General features: G+C 61.1%; 20 protein-coding genes and 1 tRNA gene. 8 read left to right on the forward strand and 13 right to left on the reverse strand.

What is annotated here, in order from left to right:
• Positions 1-81: 81 nt before the first annotated feature.
• The 4 genes from gnd to CVS30_RS12150 all read right to left on the reverse strand — a co-directional run bounded on the left by gnd (position 82) and on the right by CVS30_RS12150 (position 4,474).
• Positions 82-1,533: an NADP-dependent phosphogluconate dehydrogenase gene (gene gnd / locus CVS30_RS12135; protein ID WP_110485589.1), complete on the reverse strand. Its 1,452-nt coding sequence runs from the start codon at positions 1,531-1,533 to the stop codon at positions 82-84.
• Positions 1,534-1,672: 139 nt separating this feature from the next.
• The gene (locus CVS30_RS12140; protein WP_110485590.1) at positions 1,673-2,731 is read right to left on the reverse strand and encodes an L-idonate 5-dehydrogenase; all 1,059 of its coding nucleotides are present in this window, start codon (positions 2,729-2,731) and stop codon (positions 1,673-1,675) included.
• Complete coding sequence (locus CVS30_RS12145; protein WP_110485591.1) at positions 2,732-3,502, reverse strand: SDR family oxidoreductase; 771 nt, start codon at positions 3,500-3,502, stop codon at positions 2,732-2,734.
• A gap of 36 nt (positions 3,503-3,538) precedes the next feature.
• Entirely contained in the window at positions 3,539-4,474 is a 936-nt protein-coding gene (locus tag CVS30_RS12150) for an NAD(P)-dependent oxidoreductase (protein ID WP_110485592.1), read from the reverse strand.
• A gap of 85 nt (positions 4,475-4,559) precedes the next feature.
• Here CVS30_RS12150 and CVS30_RS12155 point away from each other — a divergent pair, with 85 nt between their 5' ends.
• Positions 4,560-5,624 carry a D-2-hydroxyacid dehydrogenase gene (locus CVS30_RS12155; protein WP_110485615.1) on the forward strand — a complete coding sequence of 355 codons (1,065 nt, stop codon included), beginning with the start codon at positions 4,560-4,562 and terminating at the stop codon, positions 5,622-5,624.
• 42 nt (positions 5,625-5,666) lie between these two features.
• On the forward strand, positions 5,667-5,870 hold the full coding sequence (locus tag CVS30_RS17810) for a hypothetical protein (protein ID WP_146233392.1): 204 nt from the start codon (positions 5,667-5,669) through the stop codon (positions 5,868-5,870).
• Positions 5,871-6,148: 278 nt separating this feature from the next.
• Here the strand turns inward: CVS30_RS17810 and CVS30_RS12160 are convergent, their stop codons facing one another.
• From CVS30_RS12160 to CVS30_RS12190, 7 genes are all read right to left on the reverse strand, one after another.
• Positions 6,149-7,507 carry an MFS transporter gene (locus CVS30_RS12160; RefSeq protein ID WP_110485593.1) on the reverse strand — a complete coding sequence of 453 codons (1,359 nt, stop codon included), beginning with the start codon at positions 7,505-7,507 and terminating at the stop codon, positions 6,149-6,151.
• A gap of 129 nt (positions 7,508-7,636) precedes the next feature.
• Positions 7,637-8,464 carry an IclR family transcriptional regulator gene (locus CVS30_RS12165; protein ID WP_245934579.1) on the reverse strand — a complete coding sequence of 276 codons (828 nt, stop codon included), beginning with the start codon at positions 8,462-8,464 and terminating at the stop codon, positions 7,637-7,639.
• A gap of 400 nt (positions 8,465-8,864) precedes the next feature.
• Complete coding sequence (locus CVS30_RS12170; protein ID WP_110485595.1) at positions 8,865-9,785, reverse strand: exonuclease domain-containing protein; 921 nt, start codon at positions 9,783-9,785, stop codon at positions 8,865-8,867.
• A 123-nt stretch (positions 9,786-9,908) separates the two neighbouring features.
• Positions 9,909-9,984: transfer RNA gene (locus CVS30_RS12175), tRNA-Val, on the reverse strand.
• 70 nt (positions 9,985-10,054) lie between these two features.
• Complete coding sequence (locus tag CVS30_RS12180; RefSeq protein WP_110485596.1) at positions 10,055-10,978, reverse strand: Sir2 family NAD-dependent protein deacetylase; 924 nt, start codon at positions 10,976-10,978, stop codon at positions 10,055-10,057.
• 2 nt (positions 10,979-10,980) lie between these two features.
• A complete protein-coding gene (locus CVS30_RS12185; RefSeq protein ID WP_110485597.1) occupies positions 10,981-11,457 on the reverse strand; it encodes a peroxiredoxin in 477 nt (158 codons plus the stop codon).
• Entirely contained in the window at positions 11,457-11,876 is a 420-nt protein-coding gene (locus CVS30_RS12190) for a DUF3052 domain-containing protein (protein WP_110485598.1), read from the reverse strand. The genes CVS30_RS12185 and CVS30_RS12190 overlap by 1 nt, the downstream gene beginning before the upstream one ends.
• A 314-nt stretch (positions 11,877-12,190) precedes the next feature.
• Between CVS30_RS12190 and aceE the strand changes: the two genes are divergently transcribed.
• The 6 genes from aceE to fabF all read left to right on the forward strand — a co-directional run bounded on the left by aceE (position 12,191) and on the right by fabF (position 20,282).
• Complete coding sequence (gene aceE / locus CVS30_RS12195; protein ID WP_110485599.1) at positions 12,191-14,932, forward strand: pyruvate dehydrogenase (acetyl-transferring), homodimeric type; 2,742 nt, start codon at positions 12,191-12,193, stop codon at positions 14,930-14,932.
• 162 nt (positions 14,933-15,094) lie between these two features.
• The gene (locus CVS30_RS12200; RefSeq protein WP_110485600.1) at positions 15,095-16,393 is read left to right on the forward strand and encodes a PucR family transcriptional regulator; all 1,299 of its coding nucleotides are present in this window, start codon (positions 15,095-15,097) and stop codon (positions 16,391-16,393) included.
• Between the two features lie 141 nt (positions 16,394-16,534).
• Positions 16,535-17,488 carry an ACP S-malonyltransferase gene (locus CVS30_RS12205; protein ID WP_110485601.1) on the forward strand — a complete coding sequence of 318 codons (954 nt, stop codon included), beginning with the start codon at positions 16,535-16,537 and terminating at the stop codon, positions 17,486-17,488.
• Positions 17,485-18,546, forward strand: coding sequence for a beta-ketoacyl-ACP synthase III (locus CVS30_RS12210; protein WP_110485602.1), 1,062 nt, complete (start codon positions 17,485-17,487; stop codon positions 18,544-18,546). The genes CVS30_RS12205 and CVS30_RS12210 overlap by 4 nt, the downstream gene beginning before the upstream one ends.
• A gap of 86 nt (positions 18,547-18,632) precedes the next feature.
• Complete coding sequence (locus CVS30_RS12215; RefSeq protein ID WP_038462997.1) at positions 18,633-18,878, forward strand: acyl carrier protein; 246 nt, start codon at positions 18,633-18,635, stop codon at positions 18,876-18,878.
• Positions 18,879-19,022: 144 nt separating this feature from the next.
• Entirely contained in the window at positions 19,023-20,282 is a 1,260-nt protein-coding gene (gene fabF / locus CVS30_RS12220) for a beta-ketoacyl-ACP synthase II (RefSeq protein ID WP_110485603.1), read from the forward strand.
• Between the two features lie 104 nt (positions 20,283-20,386).
• Here fabF and CVS30_RS12225 read toward each other — a convergent pair whose 3' ends face one another.
• Together CVS30_RS12225 and CVS30_RS12230 are read right to left on the reverse strand one after the other, a co-directional pair.
• Positions 20,387-20,890, reverse strand: coding sequence for a DUF3145 domain-containing protein (locus tag CVS30_RS12225; protein WP_110485604.1), 504 nt, complete (start codon positions 20,888-20,890; stop codon positions 20,387-20,389).
• 217 nt (positions 20,891-21,107) lie between these two features.
• On the reverse strand, positions 21,108-22,043 hold the full coding sequence (locus CVS30_RS12230) for a tyrosine recombinase XerC (protein ID WP_110485605.1): 936 nt from the start codon (positions 22,041-22,043) through the stop codon (positions 21,108-21,110).
• Between the last annotated feature and the right edge of the window lie 244 nt (positions 22,044-22,287).

Raw genomic sequence — 22,287 nt, forward strand, 5'->3', positions numbered from 1 at the left:
TCTATGTGGCAGTTACTACCGAAATTCAGCCAAATTCGGGCGAATTTTGGTAATAACTGCCACTCAGATGTGGGGAGGAGATTAGTGCGTGTCGACCGCGCTGATCTCGGACTTGTCGCCGCTCCACTGCGTGTGGAAGGTACCTTCAGCATCGACACGGCTGTAGGTGTGAGCGCCGAAGAGGTCGCGCAGACCCTGGGTCAGTGCGGCGGGCAGGCGCTTGCGGCGCAGGCCGTCGTAGTAAGCCAGTGAGGAGGAGAACACCGGCACGGGGATACCCAGCTGGACGGCGGTGGCAACCACACGACGCCAGGCCGGGAGGACCTCGGCGATTTCAGCCTGGAACGCCGGAGCGAACAGCAGGTTGGCCGGCTTCTCGTCAGCGGCGTAAGCCTTGGTGATGTCCTTGAGGAGCTCGGCACGGATGATGCAACCGCCACGCCACAGCGAAGCGATCTCATCCAGCTTCAGATCCCAGTTGTACTCGGTAGCTGCGCTGGTGAGCATGTCGATGCCCTGTGCGTAACTGATGAGCTTGGAAGCGTAGAGAGCCTGACGAACGTCTTCAACGAAGTCGGCACCCAGCTCAACAGCAACCTCGTGGCCGGCCAGAACTTCCTGGCCGATGGCGCGCTGATCGCGCTGTGAGGAGAGACCGCGAGCGAAAACAGACTCGGCGATGGCGGAGATGGGTGAACCCAGATCCAGGCCGGACTGAACCGTCCAGCGGCCCGTGCCCTTCTGGCCTGCGGAGTCAACGATAACGTCAACCAGCGTCTTGCCAGTCTTGGCGTCAACGTGACCCAAAACTTCAGCGGTGATTTCGATCAGGAAAGAGGCCAGCTGGCCTTCGTTCCACTTGCCGAAGATCTCTGCCTGCTCGGCCGGCTCGATGCCAGCGGCGCTGCGCAGCAGGTCGAAGGCTTCACCGATAACCTGCATGTCGGCATATTCGATGCCGTTGTGAACCATCTTGACGAAGTGGCCGGCGCCATCGGTGCCGATCCAGGCGCAGCAAGGCTGGCCGTCAACCTTCGCGGAAATCTTTTCCAGCAGCGGGCCAAGAGCATCGTAGGATTCCTTGGAACCACCGGGCATGATGGACGGGCCCAGGAGAGCGCCTTCCTCACCACCGGAAACGCCAACGCCTACAAAGTGCAGGCCCCTCTCAGCCAGGGCAGCTTCGCGGCGGCGGGTGTCCTGGTAGTGGGAGTTGCCGCCATCAATGATGATGTCGCCTTCTTCCATGAGCGGCACGAGTGAATCAATCACGGAGTCAACCGGGCCACCGGCCTTGACCATGATGAGCACGCGGCGCGGCTTCTCCAAAGAATCAACGAGCTCCGCCAGGGTCTCGGTGCGAACAAATTCGCCCTCGTCGCCATGTGCGCCGAGCAACGCATCAGTCTTTTCAACCGAGCGGTTGTGCAGGGCAACGGTGTATCCATTGCGGGCCAAGTTACGAGCCAAGTTCGCGCCCATAACGGCCAGACCTGTCACGCCGATCTGTGCAGTGCCAGTTTGTGCAGACATACTACCTCCAGAGTAAATTGAACAGTTTCCTATAGCTTATCGTTATCGGCAGCCGTTCCCCAGCTCATTCCATGATTTGGATACGTAACATTGCGCCAACTCCATGGAAATATTGGCAATCGGATGCCAAGCATCATTCTTAGACACCGAAGTTGAGAAGAACTTTGCCGGAGAGGTCAGAATTTCTGGCCATGTCAAATGCCGCGAGAGCGTCATTTAGTGCGAATTCATGCGTAATAACGGGATCTACGAACAAGGAACCGTCGGCAAGTGCGGCAATCACCTCCGCAATTTCCTCATTGAAGCGGAATGACCCCAGGAGCTCGAGCTCTCGTGTGATCGCCAAAGAGATGGCAACCGGTTGCGGTCCAGAGGGAAGCAGTCCCACCATGACGACACGGCCACCGCGCGTTGCGCCGTTGATGGCCGTCCCTAAACCAAAATGGTTCCCCGAGGATTCAATCACCACGTCGGCATCGATCGCGGCGATGGCCTCCGCGTCGGGAGCCTGCAACAGCACATCGGCTCCGACCGCGGCCGCAATTTCCAGCGGCTTGGGATGCATGTCGACGGCCGTAATATGACTCGCCCCGGCACGCTTCAACACAGCGATGGCGAGGGCGCCGATGGGACCGCACCCCACCACGAGCACTGACTTGCCACGCACGTCGCCAGCACGAGAGGCGGCATGCCAGGCCACGCTGGCCGGTTCGATCAAGGTAGCCAGGCGCAGGGACAAGGATTCGGGCAAGACTCGGAGCATGCGGCTAGGCAGGTTGGCGTAGCGCAGGAATGCGCCATCGGTGTGCGGATGACGGGCAGCGCTACCAAGGTAGGTGCACCCCGGAGAAAGATTGGGCCGATCTTCCGGGTATCGCACCGTGCCCGGAGCAGGGGTGGCCGGATGCACGGCAACGTGAGTTCCCACGCGAGGCCCGGTCCCGTCAGCCGCGGCGCGGGCCACAACACCAACAACCTCGTGGCCCAGCACCATGGGATCTTTCAGAATAGATTCCCCGGCCGCGCCATGGAGCCAGTAATGCAAATCGGAGCCGCAGATGCCACCATAAGCAATCTCAATGACGGCCTCGTCGGCGCGTGGTTCCCGCACCGGCACCTGGTCAATCCGCAGATCGTCCTTACCGTGCGCCACAACAGCCGCAGCGGTGGCGGGAAGGGTGAGCTGTTCGTTCGCCATTTAGACCACCACCGTCATGCCGCCATCGATGAAGATGGTCTGTCCGTTGACAAAGTTGGAGGCGTCCGAGGCCAGCCAGATTGCCGGTCCGGCAAGATCTTCCACGGTCCCCCAACGGTTAGCCGGCGTGCGTCCAAGGATCCACGCGTTGAACTTTTCGTCATCCACCAAGTTTTGCGTCATCTCGGTGTGAATGTAGCCGGGCGCGATGCCATTGATCTGCAGCCCGCCGCTGGCCCATTCGGCCGTCATGGCGCGAGTTAGATTACGCAGCCCACCCTTGGCCGCTGTGTAAGCCGCGATCGTGGGTCGGGCGAGATCTGTCTGCACGGAGCAGATGTTGATGATCTTTCCGTGTCCACGCTCCAGCATCCCGCGGGCCGCCTCGCGACCCACCAGGAAGGCGCTCGTGAGATCAGTGCTGATGACCCGATCCCAGTCCTTAATATCAAGTTCAAGCAGCGGAACCCGGTGCTGAATTCCGGCGTTGTTGACCAGAATTTCCAGCGGGCCCACGTTGCTTTCAATCCAGGCGATACCTTCTGCGGCCGCGACATCGTTGGTCACGTCGAAAGCCACAGAGCGAATCTGCCCCTGTGAAAAATCCGCAGCCATGACGGCCTCGGCTGACGCCAGGCGCGCAGAGTCAATTCCATGAAGCACCACGGTTGCCCCTGCCTGAGCCAGGCCACGTGCCAAAGCGTTGCCAATGCCGCGGCTTGAACCAGTCACCAGGGCCACACGGCCGGTCAGGTCAAACATTCCACTCATATGTTTATTAGTCCTTTACTACCGAAGAAGTTTTTTTCAAGAAGAAGGGGTACCCAACCGGGCGACGCTTTCACGCACCACGGCCAGATCCATCTCGCCCAGGCCCTGCTCTTTTAAGGTGCCGTAAAGCGCATGGGCGGCGGTGGCCAGCGGAACGGCCGAGCCGGCGGCCTGTGCGCTCTCGAGAACGAAGGCCAGATCCTTGTGCATAAACTTGGCCGGCCCCGTGGGCGCATAGTCCTTGGCGGCAATGCGGGGACCCACAATATTGAGCACCGAGCTGCCGGCCAAGCCACCGCTGAGTACCTCGAATAGTGCGCCAACATCCATGCCCGAGCGTTCGGCGAGTTCCGCCGCTTCAGCGAGGGCCGCCGTCGTGCTTCCCACCAAGAGTTGATTACAGGCCTTGGCCAACGAACCCGAACCCAGCTCGCCCAGCAAGCGCACCGTGGTTCCCAGGCTTGTCAAGACCGGCAGGACGGAGGCGAAGCTCGCCGCATCTCCCCCGGCCATGATCGCCAGCGTCCCCTGCTGCGCGCCAACGGTTCCGCCACTGACCGGCGCGTCGATGACGGACGCGTTGCCAGAACTAGCTCGTGCCACGTCAGCGCCGAATGTCTTGACGGCCTGAGGCGAAACACTGCTCATGACCACGACGACGGTTCCCGGCCTCGGGGGCACGGCTCGCCAGGAGTCCAAGAGCTGCTCCGTGGCATCGATGATGTAGCCAAGGTCCGGCAACATGAAGATCAAAATCGCGTGGTCTCGCAGCTCAGCGACGGACTCGGCCACGAGGGCGCCTTGCTGGCGCAGTTCGCCCACGGCTCCCGCGGAACGGTTCCAGACCGTGACGGGCCAGCCGGCTTTCACAAGGTTCGCGGCCATGGGCGCACCCATATGTCCCAGACCAACAAATCCGAGCGTGCAGGTGGCGTCGTGTCCCGATAAAGCTGATGCAGGGGTGTGCGTCATTGCGTACCTGTCCTCACAACGTTGTTGGTGGATTTTCTCAGCGACTTATTGTCACGTTTGTTCAGTATTGTATCCACAATTCAGTATGATGAACATCATGACCACAAATAATCTCACCGTTGCGATTGCCGTCCCGCTGGAAGCCGAGCTAGTCGAGGCCATCCGAGCCGCTCACCCGGCCGTCACTGTTCTCTACGAGCCCGAGCTGCTCCCGTCGGAACGATTCCCCGCCGATCACGCCGGCGACCCAGCCTTTGTTCGTACGCCGGAGCAGGAGGCCCACTACTGGGAAGTCCTGAACAGCGCCGACGTGTTGTACGGCTTCCCCAATGAAAGCCCGGCCGGATTGGCCACCATCGCCTCGAGCCAGAAGCTGCAGTGGATTCAAGCCATGGCGGCAGGAGCCGGTGGAGCCGTCAAGGCCGCCAACCTCTCCCCCGCCGATCTGCAACGCATCACCGTCACGAGCTCCGCCGGCGTTCACGCCCTGCCGCTCGCCGAGTTTGCCATCATGGGCGCCCTCAACGGCCTCAAGCGTACGGCTGAACTCGCCGCCGATCAGAGCGCCAAGCACTGGCCCGAACTGCGCACCCCCACGCGTTTGGCCAGCGGCTCCACCGTGGTCATCACGGGTCTGGGCGAGATTGGACTCGAGACGGCGCGTCTGGCTCGCGCCCTCGGCATGCGAGTCAGCGGCACCAAGCGCACCGTCGCCCCCATCGAGGGCATCGACAAGGTCACTGACACCGACGGCCTCCCCGAGCTAGTGGCCACGGCCGACATCGTCATCAACACCCTGCCCGGCACCCCGTACACCGAGAAGATGATCAACGCCGAGATCTTCAACGCCATGAAGCCCGGCACCGTGCTGGTCAACGTTGGCCGCGGCACGGTCGTCGACGAGGATGCGCTGCTGTCGGCACTGAACAACGGCCAGATCTCCTACGCCTGCCTGGACGTCTTCGCCGTTGAGCCGCTGCCGGCCACGAGCCCACTCTGGGAACACCCACGCGTCATGGTCTCCCCGCACACCTCGGCCTTGAGCGCGGCCGAAAACCGTCTCATCGTCGAACGCTTCATCGACAATCTGCGCCGCTTCCAGACCGGCGAGCCCCTCCTTCACACGGTCGACCCCGTCCACTTTTACTAAACCACCGCATTCAAGGGGGGTCTGCCAACTGGCAGGCTCCCCTTGTGCGTTTGTCTCCCCAAGTACGACGGCGGATCCCTCACCTTTCGCTGGAGGGGCGGGGGTCCGCCGTCGAACATCTTGGCAGTAACTGGCCTACATCGAGAAGACTGGGATCCAGCCCCGCTTGTCACGGCACCGTACAAGCGGACCTCGCTCACGGCGGTTCGCCAGGTCTTCGACAACGATCCCACGATGCGCCAGTAAGCTCGGCTGCTTTGGCACCGTTCCTCAAGAACCGGGCGCTTCCCTCCATCCCGAACTTAGCGACTCATTTGCTGGAGGCGGAACCCAAGGAGTCACTCCGCTTCCGCTCATTGACCCGCCAGATAACGCCGCTTAGAACGATCATTCGGGCACTATGTGACAACTGACTGCGGAGTCAGGCCCGCGCACCGCCGAGAATGCCCCTTTGAGCACACCGCTGGCCCTTAAACGCCACAGGGCGCCTGCCGGAAGCAGACGCCCTGTGGAGTGTTGCGAGTTTAGGACGCGTCCTCCACGAGGTTGAGGTCGCGGCCGACCGTTTCGGGGGTGACGAAGGTCGTGGCGAAAGAGATCGAGGCAAGGACCAGCGAGTAGACCGCCAGGACCAGCCAGGACTGGTTGGTGACGGCCAGCAGGCCCGCGCCGATCATGGGGGCGAAGCCACCGGCAAAGACGGCGGAGATTTCGCGGCTCATGGCAACGCCGGTGAAGCGGTGAGTAGAGCCGAAGAGTTCAGGAAGCATGGCGCACTGCGGGCCAAGCATCGACTGCACACCGATGGAGATACCCACAACCATGACGGCCCAGACGAGCCAGACGTGACCGAGCGTGATCATGTAGAACGCGGGGAAGGAGAAGAGTAGCTGGAACAAGGCGCCATAGCGGTAGACCTTGACACGACCCACACGATCGGACAGGGCACCGAAGAAGATGACCAGGACGGCCGAGAAACCGGCAGCAATCAGCAATCCTGCCGGGCCGATGAATTTATCGCCCTCGAACACGCCGCCCTTCATGGCCATGAAGCTCACGAGCAGGGATGAGTAAATGCTCGAGTTACCGTTTTCACCCATGCGCAGGCCGATACCAATGAGGACGTTCTTCTTGGAGTTGCGCCACAAGATGCCCAGCGGGTTCTTCGTGACGTTTTCGTGCTTCGCGAGTTCCTGGAAAACGGGGGTTTCCTTGAGCCTGAGGCGAATGTAGACGGCAACACCGATCAGCAGGATGCTGGCCAAGAAGGGCACACGCCACAGCCCACCCTCGAGGACCTCGGGGTTAGCCATGCCCAGCAGGGCGAAGGTTCCGGCGCCCAGGAGCGTCCCGATCTGGATTCCCACGAAGGGCAGTGCGGCAAAGAAGCCGCGGCGCTTGCGGGGCGCAACCTCGGAAATCAGTGTGGTGGCGCCGGCCTGCTCGGCTCCGGCGCCGAGGCCCTGGAGGATTCGCAGGATGACGAGGAGGACTGCGCCCACCATGCCAGCCTGTGAGTAGGTGGGAAGAAGGCCGATCGCGAACGATGCCGTTCCCATGAGTGCGATGGTGATCAGCAGGACGTGTTTGCGACCGAAGCGATCACCGATGTAACCAAAGAACAGTCCACCGAAGGGACGAGCCGCGAAGCCCACGCCATAGGTAGCAAAGGAGGCGATCAAGGCTCCTGAGGTACCGAGCGGGGCGAAGAACAACGGGCCAAAGATCAGGGCCGAAGCCAAACCGTAGATGTAGAAGTCGTAGTACTCAAGTGCTGAGCCAACGGAACTGGCCAACGTGGCCCGGCGCAGCTGGTCCGGGTCGACCTTCTCCTCTGCTGGCGCAGCGGCTGCTCGGTCTAAGCGAAGCGGTTGTGTAGTCACTGAATCTCCCTTGAAACGTACCGAACCACCATTGGTTCAGCAGGCGACAACGACCATGAGGTCGATCACTATGTTGAACAGCGTACATCAGAATGAACACTTCGCCAAGAGAAAATGTAGTTTATGTCACTAGCCCATGGGATTGCCCAGCATTTTGGTCAAATCCCGCAGCTCGGCAACCATGGCCTCGCGCTCGGCTTCGGAGAAGGTCGCCTTCAATGCGGTTACGGAAACACCCAGACTTGGCCCATGGGAACCACGGGTGGGAACGGCCACGCCAAGGCTCACCACGCCCAGCGTGGATTCCTCATCCTCGAAGGCATAGCCCTGCTCACGAATCGCCCCGAGCTGAGCCTTGAGCTCCTTGCCGGTCTTGAGGGAGTTGGCCGTCATAATGGGCAGCGCCAGATCATCAGGGAACTGCTCTTCGAGATCGTGGTCATGCAGCTTGGCTACAAGCGCCTTGCCGACAGAGCAGAGGGAGACGGGCATCTTGTCGCCGATATTCGAGGTTAGGCGAACGGCCGGGTGCCCCTCGTAGCGGGCAAGATAGATGACATTGTCACCGTCGAGCATGGCAATACGAACTGTAGCCACCTTCAACAGCGGAGCCTGTTCACAGAAGCGATAAAACTCCTTCACCTCGTCGCGACGACTCAGGTAAGCGGCGCCGAGTTCCACGAGCTTCACGCCCAGCGCATAATCGCTTCCCACCCTGATGATCAGCTCTGCGTCTTCTAGGGCCTGGAGCAAGTTAGAGGTCGAGGACTTCGGAATTGCCAGCTCACGAGCTAAGTCACTGAGAGTCAGGCGCCCCGTGGCCGATTCCGCCAATGCATCAAGAACAGCCGCCGCTCGCGTCACCGCTGGTGCCGGGGTGGCATTGGCCTTGGACTCGTGGCCCTTGGCCGCTTTCCGGGGCGGTGCGGTGGTAGCTTCGGTCATTACTTCGCTCATGGATTTCCTCGACGCTGAAGGGGTGGCCCAGGGGTCTTGCGGGCCGGTTATTCCACGGCAATTCTAGTTCATTACAGTGGACAACTTCCATCATACTGATCAGTAGTAGAGGTAGAACGTCCGGTATTGTCTTTTGACTTTCGGGGCTGTATATTCGTTTTCAGACCTTCCACTGTGGCGTCCCCCAATAGCCACAGTGGAAGGTCCTCCACTTTAAAAGCCGCCCAGAAAACCAATCTGGAAATCTGGCGTGTCAGTTTGCATCTTGGCCAATCAGGCGTTATATTTTTATTACTGGTTCCCCACCACAGCGTCCCCCAATAGCTGTGGCGGGGAACCTTTCACATTTAACTCGATCCGCAGACCGCCGAGGCAGATCCTCATGCTCGGCGGCTTCCGGCTACCTCGGCGGATGTGCTGAGGTGAACGCCAGCAGGCGCAAGAAGTCCAGTTCACCGATGACACGGATATTTTGTCCCGCGGCAGCCAACTCGTGAGCGCGCTTGACCTTGGCACTGAAGCGAGTCCCGCCGTCGATCTCGGCACCCACGACCAAGGTGACCTTCTTCGTGACACTATTGACGATCGTGGCGCCCTTGGCAGCCGCAGCATCCTGAGCTTCCACGCGCGCCATGGCGGCCAGGTCCCCGCTGAAAACGACGGTTTGGCCAAAGAGCGGCCCCTCAGGATTGGCCGAGGTGTTGGCTTGTGGCAGGTCTGCCAGTTTTCGCGTGTAGCCGGCAGAGTAGTAGCCAGGCATCTTCGCGGCCGGTTTCTCACTGGAGGGCCACAGCTCTTCCAGGGTGGTTGACCCCGTGCGCCGGGCGATCTCTATGGCGATGAGGGCGCTGGCCCGTGCATCGTCGCCGAACTCATGGTGATTGTAGGCGGGGATGTCCAAGGCGGCCACAACCTCCGAGGGAGAGTAGTGCTCCAACTGCAGGTGCCGGCGCGCCAATTCCACGGTGCAGTGGAACTGGTGCGCAGGGATAGGCAAGCCAATGGCCTCGTTGGCTTTCTCGATGACCGATTGCTCAAAGCTGACACCATGGCCAACCAGCGCGTCCCCACCAATAAAGTCCATCAGCGGACCGTAGGCGCTTCGCCAATCCGGCAGGTGCTCCACGCGGGCCGCCGTAATACCGTGGACGGCCACGTGGGCGGGATCGAATTCGGCATAACCGGGCAGGGGCTTCATGAGCCAGAGACGCTGGGCAACCACGTGACCAGCCCTGACCTTTGTCAGGCCAACAGCACAGACGGAGGCGCGAAAGCTGTTGGCGCTTTCAAAGTCGATCGCGGTGAACGATATCCCCTGCATACTCTCCCCTGGTGCCGAACTGTGGCAGTTGCGGTGTTCGTTTCCGTTCCGAGCAATGCGCCGGACAAAGCAAAGAACCCCTCGCGTTCTTGGCCAAAGCCTTGAATACGAGGGGTTCCTCTGTGGTGGGTCCTACCGGGATCGAACCGATGACATCCACGGTGTAAACGTGGCGCTCTACCAGCTGAGCTAAAGACCCAATCATTTGTTTCGGCTTTCAAACTTTCCGTTTGTTGGCCGCTCCAACGAGAGACTACTTTACACATGTTTTAGCTATTACGCGAATCGGGGTCTAATAGCTCTGCGACATAGCTCAAGCTCTCCCCAACGCCGAGTTCAAATTTCGCGTCAGCTAGCGGATCTCCGCGAGTTTCACCGCGGTTGATAATGATGACAAGTTTTTTCTCCTTGGCCGCTCTTTTTGCAAAACGCAGCCCACTCATGACGGTCAGGGAGGATCCTGCCACGATTAAGAGCTCAGCGGCTTCGAGCATGGCGAAGGATCGTTCGACCCGCTTCTTGGGGACGTTTTCGCCGAAGAACACAAAGTCGGGTTTGAGCATGCCGCCGCACAGGGGGCACCTGGCGATGTTAAAGGAGGTGATGAGGTCTTCGTCACCCAGATCAGCATCGGCATCCGGTGCCGCCTTGATCCCCTTGACGGCCTCAAGAAATCCCGGGTTGAGCTCGTTGAGAATGATGGCGAGAAAGGCTCGTGAATACTCTGTTTCGCAGGTTAGACAGACCACCTGGTCAAAGCGGCCGTGCAGATCCACTACATTGCTCGCCCCGGCCGCTTCGTGGAGCCGGTCAACATTTTGCGTAATGATGCCACTGAGATGCCCGGAGCGTTCCAGCGCCGCTGCGGCATAGTGTCCTGCATTGGGTTCGGCCTGTTGCATGAACGACCAGCCAAGGTGGTTTCTGGCCCAGTAGCGCCGCCGCAACGGCTCATCGGCCATGAACTCTTGAAAGGTCAGTGGCTGTCGGGGCTTGGCGGCAGGTCCGCGATAATCGGGGATGCCGGAGTCTGTACTGAGCCCGGCGCCTGTCAGAAGGGCCGTGCGTCGACCCCGCATCTGTTCGGCAATCTGGCTCAGGGCCTCGCGATCGTCATTGCTCAGCTGGCCGGGGGCCATACTGGCAGCGTTTTTAAAGGCCGTTTGCCCAATGCCTGGGCGCAACTGGTCCACGGCTAGAGCCGTTCCAATGCCTTGCGATACCGCTCCAGCGGACGGGCCTGACCGGTGGGGGTGTGGAACATGTCAACAATCCGCCCCTCGGCCGAGATCAGGAAGGTGCTGCGCCCGGCCATGCCGCGGACCGGATCAAAGCTGCCGTACTTTTGGGCTACTTCACCGTGCGGCCAGAAGTCGGCGAGCAGGTCAAAGTTGTAACCCTCGGCACGCGCATAGGCGCGCAAGGTGTATTTGGTGTCGACCGACACCGCCAGCAGGCGTACGCCCGCCGCGGCAAAGTCGGCAATATTGTCGCGCAATTCGCACAACTCCCCCGTGCAAATTCCGGAGAACGCAAAGGGGTAAAACATGATGACAACGGCGGTGCCACGCAGCCCGGAAAGGGAGACTGGCTCGCCAAACTGGTTCGGCAATGAAAAGTCAGGAGCAATGTCCCCAACACTCAATCCGGGCTGCGTGCCGCCGTCGTGCATTACTGGCGCTTGCGCGGGACGAGGCGGGTTGCTGCCCAATCCGCGGAAACTCCGGCGGTTGTGGTCACATGCAGGCCAGCGGTCGGTGCCGCCTCCTGGATGTCCGACGGCGGGACGTAACCTTCCCGGCCCTGCTTCGGTGTGAGGATCCAAACGATCCCACCCTCATCCAAGGTGGTCAGTGAATCCACGAGGGTATCCACCAAGTCGCCGTCGTCTGCGCGCCACCAGAGAATGACGGCGTCAACAACGTCGTGATCATCCTCGTCAAACATTTCGGAACCAATCAGCTCCTCAATATTCTCGCGCAGTTCAAAATCAACGTCGTCGTCATATCCGAGTTCCTGGACAAGATCCTCGTCCTTGAACCCCAATTTGCCTGCCACCTTAACAACGGTGCCGGCGTCGGCCTCGCTCACGTTTTTCCTCCTGGAGTCAACACTTACGTGCTGGTTTGTTGGTATGTCACCCCAGTCTAGGGGGTCAGGCCATATTGCCTCTACTTAACCGCGCATTGGCAACAAAACACCCCCAAAGTCCCGCCACATTCTGTGATTTGTATTACGTGCAGGATTTCGCGGCCGCGCAAGTGACGCCTCGACGGACCGTTTGATGGTGTTCATGCACCGGTCGCAGCTACGCACAAGCGCCCCCTGCGGTCTAGAGTGTTGGGTATACGCCCATGGCTACAGCTCTGGGCGCCCCCACACTGCTTTTATAAGAGAGGTTGGACGTGGCTGCAGGAGACGAAAACTCCCATATCCTCAGCGGGTTGACAAACCAGCTGCCTGATCGCGATCCAGAAGAGACAGCCGAATGGCTTGAGTCCTTGGATACGTTGATTCAGGAACGCGGCACAGAGCGTGCCCAATACATTATGCGTAGCCTGCTTCAGCGGGCTGGTGCACAAAGCGTTGGCGTGCCCATGGTCACAACGACTGACTATGTGAACACCATCCCCGTTGACCAGGAACCTGAGTTCCCGGGCGACGAGGAAATCGAACGCAAGTACCGCGCCTGGCTTCGCTGGAACGCCGCTGTCTTGGTACACCGCGCGCAGCGCCCCGAGATCGGCGTGGGTGGACACATCTCCACATACGCAGGCGCCTCCACCCTGTACGAAGTTGGGTTCAACCACTTCTTCCGCGGTAAGGATCACGCCGGCGGCGGAGACCAGATCTTCTTCCAGGGTCACGCCTCACCCGGCATGTATGCACGCGCATTCCTCGAAGGTCGCCTCACAGAAGAGGACCTCGACGGATTCCGTCAGGAAAAGTCCAAGGAGGGCCACGCGCTTTCCTCGTACCCGCACCCGCGCCTCATGCCGGAGTTCTGGGAATTCCCCACCGTGTCCATGGGTATTGGCCCGATGAACGCGATCTACCAGGCTCAGTCCAACCGTTACCTGCACAACCGAGGTATCAAGGACACGAGCGACCAGCACGTCTGGGCCTTCCTTGGCGATGGCGAAATGGACGAGCCCGAATCGCGCGGCCTGCTTCAGCTCGCTGCCAACGACAAGCTCGACAACCTCACCTTCGTGGTCAACTGCAACCTGCAGCGCCTCGATGGCCCGGTTCGCGGTAACGGCAAGATCGTTCAGGAACTCGAAGCCTTCTTCCGCGGTGCCGGCTGGAACGTCATCAAGGTCCTCTGGGGCCGCGAATGGGACGATCTGCTCGAGCGCGATAGCGACGGTTCACTCGTCGACATCATGAACACCACGCGCGACGGCGATTACCAGACCTACAAGGCTGAGTCCGGCGGATTCGTGCGCGAGCACTTCTTCGGTCAGACGCCTCAGACCAAGGAACTTGCCGCTCACCTGAGTGACGACGACGTCTGGAACCTCAAGCGCGGTGGCCACGATTACCACAAGGTTTACGCCGCCTACCAGGCTGCTATGGACTTCAAGGGCAAGCCGACTGTCATCCTGGCCCACACGGTCAAGGGTTACGGTCTGGGCACCCACTTCGAGGCGCGTAACTCTACGCACCAGATGAAGAAGCTCACCCTGCAGGACCTGAAGGACTTCCGTACGCACCTGCGTCTGCCCATCTCTGATGAGGTTCTCGAAGCAGATCCGTACCGTCCCCCGTACTACCACCCAGGTATGGACGCGCCGGAGATCAAGTACTTGATGGACCGTCGTCGTGAATTGGGCGGATCAGTTCCGGAGCGCCGCAAGGAGCACACCGCACTGACCCTCCCGGGCGAGAAGACCTACGAAGTCGCTAACCGTGGTTCGGGCAAGCAGCAGGCCGCCACCACCATGGCTTTCGTGCGCCTGCTCAAGGACCTCATGCGCGATAAGGAAATCGGCCAGCGTATTGTGCCGATCATCCCCGATGAGGCTCGCACCTTTGGTATCGACGCGTTCTTCCCGACCGCGAAGATCTACAACCCCAACGGACAGAACTACCTCTCCGTTGACCGCGACCTCGTGCTGGCCTACAAGGAGTCCATCTCCGGCCAGATCGTGCATGCTGGTATCAACGAGGCCGGCTCCGTAGCGGCCTTCACCGCTGCCGGCACCGCCTACGCCACCCATGGCGAACCGTTGATCCCGATCTACGTGTTCTACTCCATGTTTGGTTTCCAGCGCACAGGCGATTCCTTCTGGGCCGCTGCTGACCAGATGACCCGTGGCTTCATCATTGGTGCCACCGCCGGTCGTACGACCTTGACCGGTGAGGGCCTGCAGCACGCTGACGGTCACTCCCCGATCTTGGCTGCCACGAACCCGGCCGTTGTCACCTACGACCCGGCGTACGGGTACGAGATTGGCACGATCATCAAGTCCGGTCTTGAGCGCATGTACGGACCGGATTCAACCGATCCCAACGTCATGTACTACATCACGGTCTACAACGAGCCGATCGTGCAGCCCAAGGCGCCGGAGAACATCGACGTCGAAGGTATCGTCAAGGGCATCTACCTGCTCAAGAAGAGTGAGACCGAAGGCCCGCGCACTCAGCTGTTGGCTTCTGGCGTTTCCGTGCCGTGGGCATTGGAGGCGGCTCAGATCCTCGCCGACGAGTGGGGCGTTGCCGCCGATGTTTGGTCTGTTACTTCATGGAACGAACTGCGTCGCGACGCGGTCGCTGCTGAAGAAGAGTCCTTCTTGCACCCCGAGAACGAAGCCCGCGTACCGTACATCACCGCCAAGATGGCAGATGCACACGGTCCCGTGGTTGCCGTGACCGACTACATGAAGGCCGTTCCGGACCAGGTACGTCAGTTCCTGCCCAACGACTTCGCATCCTTGGGTGCCGATGGCTTCGGCTTCTCGGACACCCGTGCAGCTGCTCGCCGCTTCTTCAAGATCGACTCCCACTCAGTGGTTGTTCGCACCTTGCAGATGTTGGCCAAGCGTGGGGAAGTTGATGCCAACGCACCGGCGCAGGCGATCGCGAAGTACGATCTCCTGAACGTCAATGCTGGCACCACCGGCAATGCCGGAGGCGAAGGCTAAAACCTTCCGCCCTGATGGGTGGTTGGTGTTGCTGTAGATTTTCTACAGCAACACCAACCACCCATTGCTCTTTAACCGCTAGAGCCCGGGTTTTGGCTCCCGGAAGACTTGTGGGATTCACACAAATAGCGCATCGGCCCTTAAAGGACATACCCTCGAAGCATGGCAGCAAGCAAAAAGTCGGCGACACCGCCGGAAGCAGAGGACGCACGGGCGGCAAAATCCCCGCGCAAAACCACCGAAGCCTACGGCAGCACAGAGACCCTGGAACGGCTGCGCTCCAGCGTCGGTTCCCTGTCCTCGATGATGCGCCAAGAATTAGAAAGCACCCTGCCCTGGTACCGACGCCTCAGCGCCGATGAGCGCTCCGCGCTGGGCTTGGTGGCACAAAACGGCATCACCGCCTTCGTGTCCTGGTATGAACACCGCTCCTCCCCCAGCTGGGTACTCTCGGATGTTTTCGGGGCGGCCCCCACGGAACTCACACGTGCCATTAGCCTGCAGCGGGCGCTGCAACTGATCCGCACCGTGGTCCAGGTCGTGGAGGATCGCGTTCCCGAGCTGGCCGCCGTCGAGGAACAAACGGCCCTGCGTGAGGCGGTTTTGCGCTACTCCCGCGAGGTGGCGTTTGCCGCGGCCGATGTGTATGCCCGCGCCGCCGAAAATCGCGGCGCCTGGGATACCCGGCTCGAGGCCCTCGCCGTTGATGGCATCCTGCGTGGCGAAAATACCGACGCCCTACAATCACGCTTTTCTGCCTTGGGCTGGACGAGCCACAGCCACTTCACCATCATGGTGGGCCCCGCCCCGGAGGAAGCCAATGCCCTCTTCCTGGGCACACTGCGCCGCGCGGCCGTCCGTTTCGCCGAGGATGTCATGGTGGGTATCCAGGGCGACAAGCTCATCTTGATCCTGGGCAATGTCAAAGATCCCGAGTCGGCGTATCTGCGCCTCAGCGACCTCTTTGCCCCCGGCCCCGTGGTCTACGGGCCGTTAGCTGCCACTCTGGCCGACGCCACTGCGTCGGCCAAGGCAGCCTTTGCCGGAATCTCTGTCGCCAAGGGCTGGCCGGGCGCACCTCGCCCCGTCTCCGCCGATGATCTGCTGCCGGAACGGGTGATCGGCGGTGACGATTCTGCTCGACGGGCCCTCATCGTCAATATTTACCGTCCCCTCATCGCCGCCTCTAATGGCCTTGTGGAAACCCTGAGCAGCTATCTGCAGGGCGGGCATTCCTTGGAGGCAGCCGCGCGCGAACTCTTTGTTCACTCCAACACGGTGCGCTATCGCCTGCGGCGGGTCTGCGATGTCACGGGGTGGGATCCACTGATTCCCCGCGAGGCCTTCGTCCTCCAAACGGCCATGATCGTGGGACGGCTGGCCACGCCGTCGAAATCGTCACAGGGCAAGTCCGCCGCCTCGAAGCTGTCGGTCGCGAAGACGGTACCGCTCCGTGGGTGAACTCTTAGTAGATTTCGCCTAAAAGTTCTTCCCTTGCGCCCCCAGAGAGCCCGGGCATTGTAGACTTCCTACAAATTGTGTTGAGGAGCTTGGTGTGGGGAAACACCGTCAAAAGCCACTAAGTTTGGAAAGCTGGTTAATGTGCTTGCAATAGTCTGCCCTGGACAGGGCTCCCAGTCCCCCGGTTTCCTTTCACCTTGGCTTGAACGCCCAGGTGTCCAGGAACAATTGGCCACCTTGAGCGATGCTGCCGGCATTGATTTGCTCGCTCACGGCACCACCTCCGATGCCGAAACCATCAAGGACACGGCTGTGGCTCAGCCCCTCATCGTGGCGGCCGGGCTCATCACGGCGCAAGCGCTCTTGGGTGCCGACATCGCCGGTGACTTGGCCTCACGCTCCGTCGTGGTTGCCGGTCACTCCGTCGGTGAAATCACGGCCGCGGCGCTCACGGGCACGCTGTCTAACGCAGACGCCATGGCTTTTGTGCGGGAACGCGCCAACCGCATGGCCGACGCTGCCGCAGCAACCCCCACCGGAATGGCCGCTGTGGTGGGCGGAGACCCGGCTGAGGTTCTTGCCGCCATTGAGGCCGCAGGCCTGACCCCGGCCAATATGAACTCCAAGGGTCAGACGGTCGCCGCCGGGACGCTGGAGCAAATCGCCGCCCTCGTCGCCGCTCCCCCTGCCAAGGCCCGGGTCATCCCGCTCCAGGTCGCCGGAGCCTTCCACACTCACCACATGGCACCGGCCGTTTCCGCTTTGGAAGCCCTCGCGCCGTCGCTGACTCCCCACGCACCCGTGGTTCCGCTGCTCTCAAACTACGACGGCGCCGTCGTACGTTCCGGCGACGCGGCACTTGAATCTCTCATCGCCCAGGTATCGCGGCCCGTCCGCTGGGACCTGTGCATGGACACCATGAGCGCCATGGGCGTGACCGGCCTGATCGAGCTGGCCCCGGCCGGCACGCTGACGGGCCTGGCCAAGCGCGGCATGAGCGGAATTGCTACCGTTGCGGTGAAAACGCCCGATGATCTTCAGGCTGCTCAGGAACTGCTGGCAGCACACTCTTCGCTGGAAGCAGGAACACTGTGAGCACCCCTACGCTGAAGCAAAACCCCACCCACGCTGGGTCGACGATCGTCGGCATTGGCGCCTACCGCCCCTCCGTCATCGTGACGAACGAGGACGTGTGCCAGTGGATCGATTCCTCTGATGAGTGGATCCAGCAGCGCACCGGCATCATCACCCGCCACCGCGCGCCTCGTGAGGTCTCGGTCGTGGACATGGCTGTGGACGCAGGCGCCGAGGCCATCAAGAACGCCGGCATCGAACCGTCTCAGATTGGTGCCGTGCTCGTCTCGACGGTGTCGCACCCCTACGCCACGCCGTCGGCCGCTGCCTTGATCGCCGACAAGATCGGCGCCAACCCGGCCCCGGCCTACGACATCTCCGCCGCCTGCGCAGGCTACTGCTACGGCGTGGCCCAGGCCGACGCCCTGGTCCGCTCCGGCGTGGCCGACTACGTTCTGGTCATTGGCGCCGAGAAGCTCTCCGACGTCATCGACAACCACGAGCGCACCATCTCCTTCCTGCTCGGCGATGGCGCTGGTGCCGTCGTCATCGGCCCCTCCGACGAGCCCGGCATCAGCCCGGCCGTGTGGGGCTCCGATGGCAGCAAGTGGGACACGATCGGCATGACGAGCTCCTTGCTCGACGTCCGTGACTTCAGCGAGCAGGCCATGAAGAGCGACGGCGTCGAGCTCGCCGCCGCGAGCGAGGCTCACGCCGCACTGTGGCCCACCCTGCGTCAGGACGGCCAGACCGTGTTCCGCTGGGCCGTGTGGGAAATGGCCAAGATGGCTAAGAAGGCCCTCGAAGTAGCTGGCATCACGGCCGATGACCTAGGCGCCTTCGTGCCTCACCAGGCCAATATGCGCATCATCGATGAGCTCGCCAAGCAGCTGAAACTTCCCGAACATGTCATCATTGGCCGCGACATCGCCGATGCTGGAAATACCTCCGCAGCCTCCATTCCGTTGGCAACACACCGCCTGCTAGCAGAGAACCCGGAGCTCTCCGGTAAACTTTCGCTTCAGATCGGCTTTGGTGCCGGACTGGTGTTTGGTGCCCAAGTGGTGCGCCTTCCCTAATCGCATCTCGCCACAACCGTGGCGTGATCAGCATGCCTGAAATGATCAACTTCTTGATCACAGCACAACAAGAAAAGGAGCCAACAATGGCTAGCAACGAAGAAATCCTGGCTGGTTTGGCCGAAATCGTCAACGAAGAGACTGGCCTCGCCCCCGAAGCCGTTGAGCTGGACAAGTCCTTCACCGATGACCTGGACATCGACTCCATCTCCATGATGACCATCGTCGTCAACGCTGAAGAGAAGTTCGACGTGAAGATCCCGGACGAGGAAGTCAAGAACCTCAAGACCGTTGGCGACGCTGTCTCCTTCATCGCCGGCGCACAGGCTTAATTAGCTGCTGGGTTTTGCCCCCTGTCCGTGCGAGCATCGTTCGTGCCGGACAGGGCCTAGTGGTTGGCCGGAGAAGCAGGACGCCGGCCAACCACCTCACCATCCTTTAGCCCTGACACATTAATTTTTTTAGAGAGTTGAATCATGGCCCGCAAAGTAGTTATCACCGGACTTGGAGCAACGACGCCCATCGGCGGCGACGTTCCAACCATGTGGAAGAACGCCCTCCAGGGTGTTTCTGGTACCCACACCCTCACCGATGATTGGGTAGAGAAGTACGCTCTGCCCGTTCACTTCGCAGCCAAGGCCACAACTCCCGCCACTGAGGTGCTCAGCCGCGTTGAAGCCAAGCGCATGGACCCCTCAACGCAGTTTGCCGTCGTGGCAGCTCGCGAAGCCTGGAAGGACTCCGGCATTGAGGAGGTCGACCACGACCGCCTCGCCGTAGCATTCGCTACCGGTATCGGTGGCGTGTGGACCCTCCTTGACGCTTGGGACACCTTGCGTGAAAAGGGCCCCCGCCGCGTTCTGCCCATGACGGTTCCCATGCTCATGCCTAACGGCCCGGCCGCAGCTGTCAGCCTCGATCTCGGTGCCCGCGCCGGTGCCCACACCCCCGTCTCGGCGTGTGCGTCCGGAACCGAAGCCATGCACATTGCCCTTGAGCTCATCCGCTCGGGCAAGGCTGACGTCGTCATGGCCGGTGGCGCCGAAGCTGCCATCCACCCCATGCCGATGGCATCCTTTGCCGCCATGCAGGCCCTCTCCAAGCGCAATGACTCCCCGGAGACCGCCTCGCGCCCCTACGACATCAGCCGCGACGGCTTTGTCATGGGTGAAGGTGCAGGCGCTCTGGTGCTGGAAGCCGAGGAGCACGCTCTTGCTCGTGGTGCCCGCATCTACGGTGAGCTGGCCGGTACGGCCGTCACCGCCGATGCCTACCACATCACGGCTCCGGACCCCGAGGGCCTCGGTGCTACCCGCGCCCTCAAGGCCGCTCTGTACGACGCCCGTGCGCTGCCGGAAGACGTGGTTCACGTCAACGCGCACGCAACCTCCACCCCTGTTGGCGACAAGCCCGAGTACACGGCCCTCAAGGCTGCCCTGGGCGATCATGTCAACAACGTCTGCGTCTCCGCCACCAAGTCCCAGATGGGCCACCTCTTGGGTGCCTCGGGTGCCGTGGAGTCCGTGCTGACCGCGCTGGCTGTTTACCACCGTCTGGCTCCTGTCACGATCAACTTGGAGAACCAGGACCCGGAGATTCCCCTCGACGTGGTCACGGGCACCCCTCGCGCGCTGCCTGAGGGCGAGATCATGGCCCTGAACAACTCCTTCGGCTTCGGCGGTCACAACGCTGTTGTGGCTATCCGCAGCACGGGCCCCAAGGTCGAACTGGCCTAAGGTTCGCCTCGTTTAGCCCGGAGTATTCTTTGGGGATAAGAACGACGGCGGGACTCACCAAAAGGTGAGTCCCGCCGTCGTTCTTGTTTAAGTTTGAAGATTTCTTAGCCGACGTGGTGGAGCCAGCGCACAGGGGCTCCGGCCGCCGCGTGGCGGAAGGGTTCAAGTTCCTCGTCCCATGCCTCGCCTAAGGCCAAGGAGAGCTCCTGGTAAACAAGTGAGGGATCGCCCTTGCCGGTTTCGTAGGCGTAGCGGATGCGGTCCTCGGAGACCATGATGTTGCCGTGGACGTCGGTGACGGCATGGAAAATGCCCAACTCGGGGGTGTGTGACCAGCGTGATCCATCAACACCTGCGCTGGGATCCTCGGTGACCTCGTAGCGAACATTTGCCCATCCGCGCAGGGCCGAGGCCAGACGGGATCCTGTTCCGGCCGGTCCGCGCCAGGCAAGTTCAGTGCGCAGCACATTGCGCGCCGCGGGCTGTGCAGTCCACTGCAAGTCCGAGCGCTGATCCATCACGGCTGCAATGGACGATTCAATATGCGGGCACATGACAGCCGGGGCTGAGTGTACGAACAAAACCCCGCGCGTGGTTTCAACCTTCATTCCATCCTCCATTGCAGTAGGTGCGTCTTCCCCAACGACCTTCAACGGACGGAACTGGCATTGCGCAGAGCTTGGCGTAACAGGCCCTGGTTGTCCGGGTTTACACCCGGGCTTATTGTTCTTGAGCGATAGCTCCTTATCATTGTGCCGTAGCTGGGCCAATTACGCCACCGTCGGGAGATTCTGGTCCCGGTGGTATCGCTCACGCCCCATTTCCCTAGGCGCGAGGATGCGCCGTACGGTAGCTATCGCGCAGCCGTTCCACAGAAACGTGCGTGTAAAGCTGGGTCGTTGCGAGCGAACTATGACCTAAGATTTCTTGCACGGAACGCAGATCGGCACCTCCGTCGAGCAGATGCGTCGCGGCTGAATGTCGCAGTGTATGCGGGCCCGTGGCAGAGGTATCACCGAGGGAGGCAAAGAGTTTATCCACGACGGCGCGGACAGTTCTCTGATCGATCCGAGCACCGCGTTTGCCGAGGAAAAGTGCGGGGCCGCTCTTCTCGTTGACCAAGGAGGTGCGGCCACCGCTGAGCCAGCGACCCAGCGCAGCATCCGCGGGAACCCCAAAGGGAACCACCCGTTCCTTATTACCCTTGCCGAGGACTTTAACCGTGCGTCGTTCCCTGTTGGCATCAAGGACATCGAGGGTCACCAACTCCCCCACACGAATTCCGGTCCCATAAAGGAGTTCGACCATGGCCAAATCACGCAGTGCCAGGGGGTCGCCTTCCCCGGCAGCCAGTTGCAAATCCTCGAGGAGTCGGCCCAATTGCTGCTGCTGCAGCACGGTGGGCAGCGTCTTCTCTCGTTTAGGGGCCCTGAGGCGGAGTGCCGGATCAACGGCGATAAGTTCTTCCCGCAGCGCCCAAGCCATAAAGCTGCGAATCGTGGCGGCACGTCGGGCAAGGGTGGAACGCGCCAGACTCGCGGCACTTTGCTCCCCCAGCCAGCGACGTAGCTGACCCAAATCAATCTCGCGGAGCGACGTATTGCCCTCTGTCACGGCTTGAATCAGAAGGGCATCGATATCGCCGCGATAGGCGCGAATGGTGTGTTCCGAGCGTCCTCGTTCGGAGCGCAGGTAACGCTCAAAGGCATCAGCAGCTTGGGCTAGCGCGGCAGGTAAGGCAGCGCGTTCTTCGGAATCCACACCACCACTGTGCGCTGTTGTTCCGGATGGGGCAAGTTGCCCCGCCGTGGCAGCTGCGAATGCTTACGGAGTGGTTCCCATGGTCAGCTTTGCGCTCTTTTCGCTTCCGGATACTGCATCCGGCCAGAGTCGCCCTGCCGGTCATCATCACTGCCCGCACACGACCAGGTTATTCGTTGGGGTGGGTGAGGGCGTAGTGCTCGTATTCGCGGTCGAGTGTTTCTTGGTAGTCGTGGTTGTTCTT

The sequence above is a fragment of the Arthrobacter psychrolactophilus genome (assembly GCF_003219795.1).
In the GTDB taxonomy this organism is placed as follows: Bacteria; Actinomycetota; Actinomycetes; order Actinomycetales; family Micrococcaceae; genus Specibacter; species Specibacter psychrolactophilus.

Bases quoted from the DNA above. Each gene is read 5' to 3' on its own strand.
- CVS30_RS12145 (WP_110485591.1), bottom strand. From the start codon at position 3,502: ATGAGTGGAATGTTTGACCTGACCGGCCGTGTGGCCCTGGTGACTGGT.
- CVS30_RS12165 (WP_245934579.1), bottom strand. From the start codon at position 8,464: ATGAGCGAAGTAATGACCGAAGCTACCACCGCACCGCCCCGGAAAGCG.
- CVS30_RS12140 (WP_110485590.1), bottom strand. From the start codon at position 2,731: ATGGCGAACGAACAGCTCACCCTTCCCGCCACCGCTGCGGCTGTTGTG.
- CVS30_RS12170 (WP_110485595.1), bottom strand. From the start codon at position 9,785: ATGCAGGGGATATCGTTCACCGCGATCGACTTTGAAAGCGCCAACAGC.
- CVS30_RS12150 (WP_110485592.1), bottom strand. From the start codon at position 4,474: ATGACGCACACCCCTGCATCAGCTTTATCGGGACACGACGCCACCTGC.
- CVS30_RS12200 (WP_110485600.1), top strand. From the start codon at position 15,095: ATGGCAGCAAGCAAAAAGTCGGCGACACCGCCGGAAGCAGAGGACGCA.
- CVS30_RS12225 (WP_110485604.1), bottom strand. From the start codon at position 20,890: ATGAAGGTTGAAACCACGCGCGGGGTTTTGTTCGTACACTCAGCCCCG.
- gnd (WP_110485589.1), bottom strand. From the start codon at position 1,533: ATGTCTGCACAAACTGGCACTGCACAGATCGGCGTGACAGGTCTGGCC.
- fabF (WP_110485603.1), top strand. From the start codon at position 19,023: ATGGCCCGCAAAGTAGTTATCACCGGACTTGGAGCAACGACGCCCATC.
- CVS30_RS12155 (WP_110485615.1), top strand. From the start codon at position 4,560: ATGATGAACATCATGACCACAAATAATCTCACCGTTGCGATTGCCGTC.
- CVS30_RS12215 (WP_038462997.1), top strand. From the start codon at position 18,633: ATGGCTAGCAACGAAGAAATCCTGGCTGGTTTGGCCGAAATCGTCAAC.
- CVS30_RS12185 (WP_110485597.1), bottom strand. From the start codon at position 11,457: ATGCACGACGGCGGCACGCAGCCCGGATTGAGTGTTGGGGACATTGCT.